The organism is Nitrospinaceae bacterium (assembly GCA_018669005.1).
Classification (GTDB): domain Bacteria; phylum UBA8248; class UBA8248; order UBA8248; family UBA8248; genus UBA8248.
Window position 1 is genome coordinate 1 of the sequence record JABJAL010000105.1, and the last position, 6,763, is coordinate 6,763.

Consider the following 6,763-nt stretch of genomic DNA (forward strand, 5'->3'; position numbering starts at 1 on the left):
AGAGATTTTTCCTCTTTTGCTCCAGGAATTGTCCTCGCCGTTCCCTGCTTGGCCTTGCCCGGCTCACGAGCGGTCTTCCGGCCCGGCTCTTTGCCACCCGAGAGTTCCTCAGGCACCTCTTCTTTTTCGATATAATCGCCAAGAAGGTCGAGAAGATTCGAGGATATTTCGTTGAGCTTGCTGTCCAGCGAGGCGATAACCGCCTCTCGGTTCCGTATCTTGACCCGATAGAACGGGCTCGCGCCCTGCTTGGGTCCGCTAACCGTATCCGTGTCCTCGGCCACTATTCGATAGGCAAGCATGCCCCCCGGCCTCATGCCATAGGCCCGTAGATCGATAACATGGGTTCCTTTGACTATTTTCTTTGCTCGCTCCTCGCCCCAAAGACGAATTCGTCGAGGCGCACTCCTTCCAATCTGAACCTCAAGACTCACTCCCTGGACACCCAGATCATCTTTTGCCCGCCAGAGGAGCCGCACCGCGTCATCAGTCTCCATGTCCACATCTTTGCCAGGCTTTGCGATGGTCACCTGAGGCGAGGTGTCGGGTATGATATCGATGCGATAGCGTGGCGGCCTCAAGTTCTCGAAGCCGTCAAAATCCTTGAGCTTAATCTGATAGGAACCCGGACTGCCCACCAGCATTGCTCCCTCTAGGTATCCATCCTTGCCCGGCTTTAGGGGGATCTGCCATCCGTCGGTCAGGGCGATAACCGCCTCCTTGACCGGCTTGTCGGGCTTCACGCGCACTTTTATCGATGTGCCAAGATAGGCCTTAATGTCGGCCGATTCGGTTTGCCGGGAGGGCGGGAACGGGGTGTATTCGGGCGGATAACTCACCAGTTCAATCGATTCAGTGCGCGGGGGAGCAACCACCTTGATGTCGACAGGCGCAGAGCGAAAACGCCCCGAGCGCGCCAAAACGCGCACATCGCCATCACCCGCCCGCCATTTCAATCTGAATTGATGCTCGCCCAGCTCTTCCATCGGAACAACACCGCCATGTCGATTATCAGCGCCCGCCGCCGCATCCGCAGGCTCCAATATTTCCAGCGCCACCTTGCCAGGCACCATTCCCTCGGTGCGGACATCGAACAAAACATTTGTCCCGGGAAGGATTCGCACGACAGATGCCGAAAGGTGTAAATGCGTGATTCGCGAGGGCATCAAGTCAATTGCGTTGGCAAGAAGGTAGCCCGCCCTCGGGTAAACGCCCGGCCATGAAAGCGCCACGAACATAACGGTTGCGCCCAGCGCCGCCAGCAGGCGGCCCATCCGGCGCGGCGCGGCATTGGACACGAAAATTACGGGGTCCAGTTTTTCCACCTGCTCGGCGGTTTCAAACACGAGCGCATCGATCAGTTCTGGAGATGTCGGATCGTCCTCGGCGAGCAAATCTTTGGTCGGGAAAAGCTGAAGCGAGCTGATTAAATTGTTGCCCAAATCGCCCCGTTCGGTTTCGATCTCAAGAGCGATTTTCTCTCGCGTCGGCGGGCGCTTTAATATCCAGGCGGCCCGAGATGCCACTGCCGCAAGAATCAGCACTATGGCGCCTAGATAAACAACCGCCGAGTATCCCCAGAGGGGCTGCGACATGACGGCCGCAGGCGCCAGTAACAACGCAAACGCCAGGCCGAGCAGCAGCAACACCAAAGCCTCTAGCCGCCTGACCCTCTGGCGCCCCGAGATTACATTTCCTAGAAAATCACGTATCAGCCAAAAAGATTTTTCCGGGCTCATGCCAACCCCCAAAGCCGTCTCATCGTCCACTCAACAGCCGGCAAAAGAATTAGAATAAAACCAATCCAGGGAATACTCCAAAGGCGCACATCGCGAACCTCTGTGAGCCTGGGAGGAACCCTACCCTCCAGGGTTTTCAAGACACGGTCGGCTATATCCTGCTTGCTCGCTCGAATCATGTTCGCCGGAATAAAAATGCCGCCCGTTCCCTTTGAAAGCGTTTTGAGGCGTTCAAAGTGTGGGCTTGCATCAGCCCATTCGGCGCCGCCAGCCTCCCCGCCCACCGAGATGGTGCGAATCGAGCTACCCAGTGAGCGCTCGCCTTGTCTGGCCTCAACTTCAGCGCGATAGCTTCCGCGCCCCCTCGGCATAAACCTCGCCTCGAACTCTCCTGTCTCTGGGCGAAACACGGCGGGCACGTTATGGCGCATACCATATGGATCTCGGAGCGTGAGGCGCACCTGCGCCCCAGCGGCGGGTACGAACGAATCGTCGCGAACTTGTAGGCGAATTACATAAGCCCCATCTTTTGCCGGCTCGGCCTCGGGGAGAATTTCCACTTGCGAGGCGCCAGGGCCGCCCGAGAGCCAACGAACCATCTGGGCTATCAGGCGAAGGTAGAGACGATTGGTTTTCTCGGCGGCCACCATCCCGTAGTTCCAGCGCCACATATCATCGCTCAGAATTGACAGCACGCGTCCCTCGCCAAGGCGGCGAACGGCAAGAAGAGGCGCTCCCGAAGTTTCACCCTCTCCTGAGGCAACAAGAACCGTTCCCTCGGCTCCAGGTGACGTCAGATTCCCCTGATTCAGCGGAGGAAATTTCGACCAGAGCCGCTCGTTGGTCGCAGGATCGGGAGAAAGGCGGGTGATGGGATGGCGATTTCCGGCTGGCGTCAACTTGCCTGCAAATTTTAAATCAAAAACAAAATCATTTTCCGGCAAGAGTTGGACGGGCAACATTTTCTCGACCGGCGAGCGCGCATATCCACCAGAGGCAAACGATTTGTCCCCGCCGAACATGAGAAAGCCACCGCCCGCCCTTACATAATCATACACCCGCTGGAGGTAATAATTACTAAAATAGGCGTTGGCCGAGAAATTATCGAAAACCACGATGTCGAAATTTTTAAGCTCCTCAAGAAAGAGCGTGTCCACAGGAAAGGGCACGAGGCTCAACTGGCGGGTTGGAACACCGGGGTCGTCCTCTGATGTGCGCAAAAAAACGAACGAGACGAGATCGATCGAGGGGTCTCTTTTGAGGGCCATCCTGAAGAAGCGGTAGTTCCACGAGGGGGAGCCCGAAATGGTGAGCATGCGAATTTTGTTGCGACGCACCTCAAGAGGAATTTCCACGCGGTTGTTCGACTCAACCATCTCTCCCCCCTGGACGGGAGTCTCTAGCGCGAGGAGCAAACTTCCCACATCGCGGGGAGTGAATTTAAAGTGAACTTTAACCTGGCTCGGGTCTCGCCCAACGTCGATGCTCTGTGTGCTGATGACGCGCGCCCCCCGCGTGAGGGCGATGGGGAGTTTCTGGCCCACATATCCCTTCACGGAAAGCGTCACGTCGAGGCGCACTTCTTTGTTCTCAAAGGCCAGCCTCGGGGCATGCACATCGTGTAGAGAAATATCCCGATAACGCTGCGGGGACCCAAAACCAAGGGCAATAACCGGCGGAAGGCGCTTCATGTCCACCGGAGGCCACGCGCCACCCGAGGTGTCCCCTCCGTCTGACAACAAAACAACGGCAGCGGGCCGGTCCACAGCCTCCCCGGCCTCACCTCTTTCCGATTTCGCGCCTTGCCCCCCCGAGATCGCGGCCCGGATAAATTGCAGGGCGTCGCTTCCCTGTCCCACGGGAGAGAGTTGCGAGAGCTCATTGCGCGACAGCGGGGCGCTGGTCGAATCGAACCGCCTCACCCGCACGTCGTAGGACTCAGAGAGCCGATCAAGAAGACCCTTCGCCTCACCGCCCTCTGCGGCCTCATCAGTCTCAACAGCTTTACCGGCCTCTCCAGACTCAGCAGACTTTTTTTTATCGCTTTTGAGCAACGCACCGAGCGCCGAGGAGGCGCGCGTCTTGCCACCGGGAGCATCCTTGACGCCCATGCTCGCCGAGCTATCCACCAGGACAAGTAACCTTGGCGGCAACACCCGCTCGCTCTCCTCCATCAGGGTAGGCCCGGTTAGGAAGAAAAGGATCAGGGCGTACAACGCGCCGCGAAGGGTGAGGAGGAAATATGTTCGGCCAGAGGAGAGTTTTTCTCTGAGGAACGGAATCCGCCTGCGCATGCTTTCGGCCAGCACGATAGCCAGGAGCGCAATCATCCATAGCGGCGCGCCGCCCGGCCAATATATAGAACTCAAATCCATCGGCTTACCCCTGATTCAAACGGCGCTGGATAATTGGGTGATGTATCAAATCTTGTTTGTAGTTGCCCGTCATCGCATAGAGGACGATGTTCACGCCCAGTTGAAATGCGGACTTTCGCTGGGGCTCCCCCCCGGGCGAGCAACCCTCGACCCAGCCACCATCGGGCCGACGCGCCCAGGCCCCGCCCAAATCGTTGCGACAATAGACGAGCGGCGTAAAACCACCCAGCCTCACCCCTTCAAGCTCCTGGCTGACCGATTGCCGACCGCCGACCGAGCGAATGAGGTAGTAGCTCTTGAACAGCGCATGATCGTTGGGAAGGGGCTCAAGCGCCTCGCGCGGGAAGAGTTTGGCGATAAGCTCTCTCGCCTTTAGACCAAAACCCTCGTTTTTCACGCCAAGGCCATCATCCACCAACAAAAACCCGCCGTAAGTCAGATGACGACGAAGTCGATCAATCTCTGCGGCCTCGGGCAAATCGAAATCATAGCGCCCCGAGAGATAGAGAAAAGGATATTTGAATAGTTCCGGGGATGAGAGATCGACAACCTGGGCCTCGGGGCCGGAGTCGATGCTCGTTCGCTTTCTGATTTCATCGAGCATCGAGGCCATGGCGGAGGGATACTCCTGCCAGCGGCCACCTCGATAGCGAATCTGACCGGGAACAAAGGCGGGCGGCGGCTTGTTTGCGCTGCTTTTCACCTCGGCTGGGCTCTGCGCCCAAGTGCCTGCGGGAGGCGCAAGCGCACCAGCGGCAATGGCTGCGGCGTAGCCGAGGAAATGACGGCGACTCAGGGCCTTATCAGGGAACATCTTCAGTGGGTGGCAAAATAGTTAGTACCGTGGGGGGCGGTAGTTTCCTGAGAGAAAGATTAAGGGCCGGGGATTTCGCCAACTTCACCCGCTCAAAACCCTCGACCTTCATCGCCTGGGCAAACATCGTGGACAATTCGGGCCCTGCGTAGTGCATCGGCACAACGATGTTGGGCCCTATGCGTTTTACGAGCTTTGCCCCCTCCTCGTGGGTGAGATTGTTTCTTCCATCGATGGGCAACAACATGACGTGAATTTTTCCAAGCGCCCGTATCTGGCCCTCGGAGGGGCCGAATCTGGCATTGCCCAAATGGGCCACACAAATCCCCGCTGCCTGGAAGATAAACACCGTGTTAATGACATAGGGTGACTCCGCGTTGCCAACAATCTGGGGAAAGGAAAATACCCGGATACCCTTAATAAGCTCGTCAACCTTGTTGGGTCTTCCCTCGGGCGAGGCACCGAAGAAAATTTTTGCCTTGCCCTCATAAGGGCCGGTTTGTGAGTGCGTGTCATGCCAGTTTGAAACCGATACAGCCTGAGGGAGCGGATTGGGCGGCGTTGTCCAGTAGGGATCAGTGAGCACCCTGCCCCCCTTGGGGCCGGTGAGAAGGAAACTCGAATGCGCCATATATCGCAGCCCAAGGGTAAGCCCCGCCTTCGCCAATCGGGCGAGGGGCAGGCGTTGCCGATCTAGATTCCAGGAAACCGGAATGAAGCGACCGTCCCGCCGAACGAGACCAGGCTTGCATATGGCCTCGGCTGAGAGCGCAAATACGAAATTGAGGACGATAAACATCAGACCGAATGCCAAGAAGCGCTTGAGCGGAAACGAGTGTTTAATTTCCCTGACGGGAAACGTCCCGGAGATAATCAAACCCTCTTAAAATGTATGTGGTAGGCGGCTTGTATTACTTACTATTCTACAGGGATAACACCGAGAAAAACAGAGAATTCCTTATAGATATTTTGTTTTGGAGCAAAATACTTTTGATCTCTGGGCTATACGCGGATGCCCCACATTAACTACCAGTTATCAACCATCTGTTTTATTGACACTTAAATAAATAAAATAAAATATTTTTTCTAATCGGCACTCTCCCACGCTCACTCAATTGGGCGCGGGGATTTTGGAGTCCCAACTCGGCGCTAATAAGTAACATCGCATGCCACAACGATACAACAGGAGATTATACAGTATCAGTGGGAGACAGCCCAAAATATTCAGCCCCACATATATGGTTTCCCTCTCCAGCCATGATTCCAATTCTCCTGTGATAAATAGTATAATTAGCGAAACCGGTTATTCGCAAACTCCGATTCTTCTATTGATTATTTCCAGGAGCATAACGTGAAGTCCACGAATCTTGTCTTCATCATGGCCGACGAGCACAACGTAAACGCCCTCGGCTGCTACGGCCATCCCATGGTAAAGACGCCAAACCTAGATCGTCTCGCCGCCATGGGCACCCGGTTCACGAGCGCATACACCAATTGTCCTCTGTGCGTTCCCGCGCGAGCGTCCCTCGCCACGGGGCGTTACGTACATCAGATTGAAAATTGGGACGGCGCCCACCCTTATGATGGGAGCGTGCCCAGCTGGGGACACCGCCTTCAAGCGACTGGTCACTCTGTGGTCTCGATTGGAAAACTCCACTACCGGAACACCTCTGACCCCACCGGATTCGACGAGCAGATTGCACCAATGCATGTCACCAATGGTGTGGGCGATATCTACGGCGCACTTCGCAACGAAATGCCGCCCAAGGCCGCCTGTGAGCGGCTAGGCAAGGAATTGGGCCCCGGAGACTCTGCCTACCTTCATTACGACACAG

5 protein-coding genes are annotated in these 6,763 nt (G+C 56.3%); 1 reads left to right on the forward strand and 4 read right to left on the reverse strand.

What is annotated here, in order from left to right; genetic code table 11:
- From HOJ95_16855 to HOJ95_16870, 4 genes are all read right to left on the reverse strand, one after another.
- The coding region (locus HOJ95_16855) for a hypothetical protein (protein MBT6396367.1) at positions 1-1,739 on the reverse strand (1,739 nt) is incomplete at its 3' end.
- Complete coding sequence (locus HOJ95_16860) at positions 1,736-4,114, reverse strand: hypothetical protein (protein ID MBT6396368.1); 2,379 nt, start codon at positions 4,112-4,114, stop codon at positions 1,736-1,738. The genes HOJ95_16860 and HOJ95_16855, both read right to left, overlap by 4 nt.
- Before the next feature lie 4 nt (positions 4,115-4,118).
- A complete protein-coding gene (locus HOJ95_16865) occupies positions 4,119-4,928 on the reverse strand; it encodes a DUF4159 domain-containing protein (protein MBT6396369.1) in 810 nt (269 codons plus the stop codon).
- A complete protein-coding gene (locus HOJ95_16870) occupies positions 4,918-5,805 on the reverse strand; it encodes an MBL fold metallo-hydrolase (GenBank protein ID MBT6396370.1) in 888 nt (295 codons plus the stop codon). The genes HOJ95_16865 and HOJ95_16870 overlap by 11 nt, the downstream gene beginning before the upstream one ends.
- 474 nt (positions 5,806-6,279) lie before the next feature.
- Here HOJ95_16870 and HOJ95_16875 point away from each other — a divergent pair.
- The coding region (locus HOJ95_16875) for a sulfatase-like hydrolase/transferase (protein ID MBT6396371.1) at positions 6,280-6,763 on the forward strand (484 nt) is incomplete at its 3' end.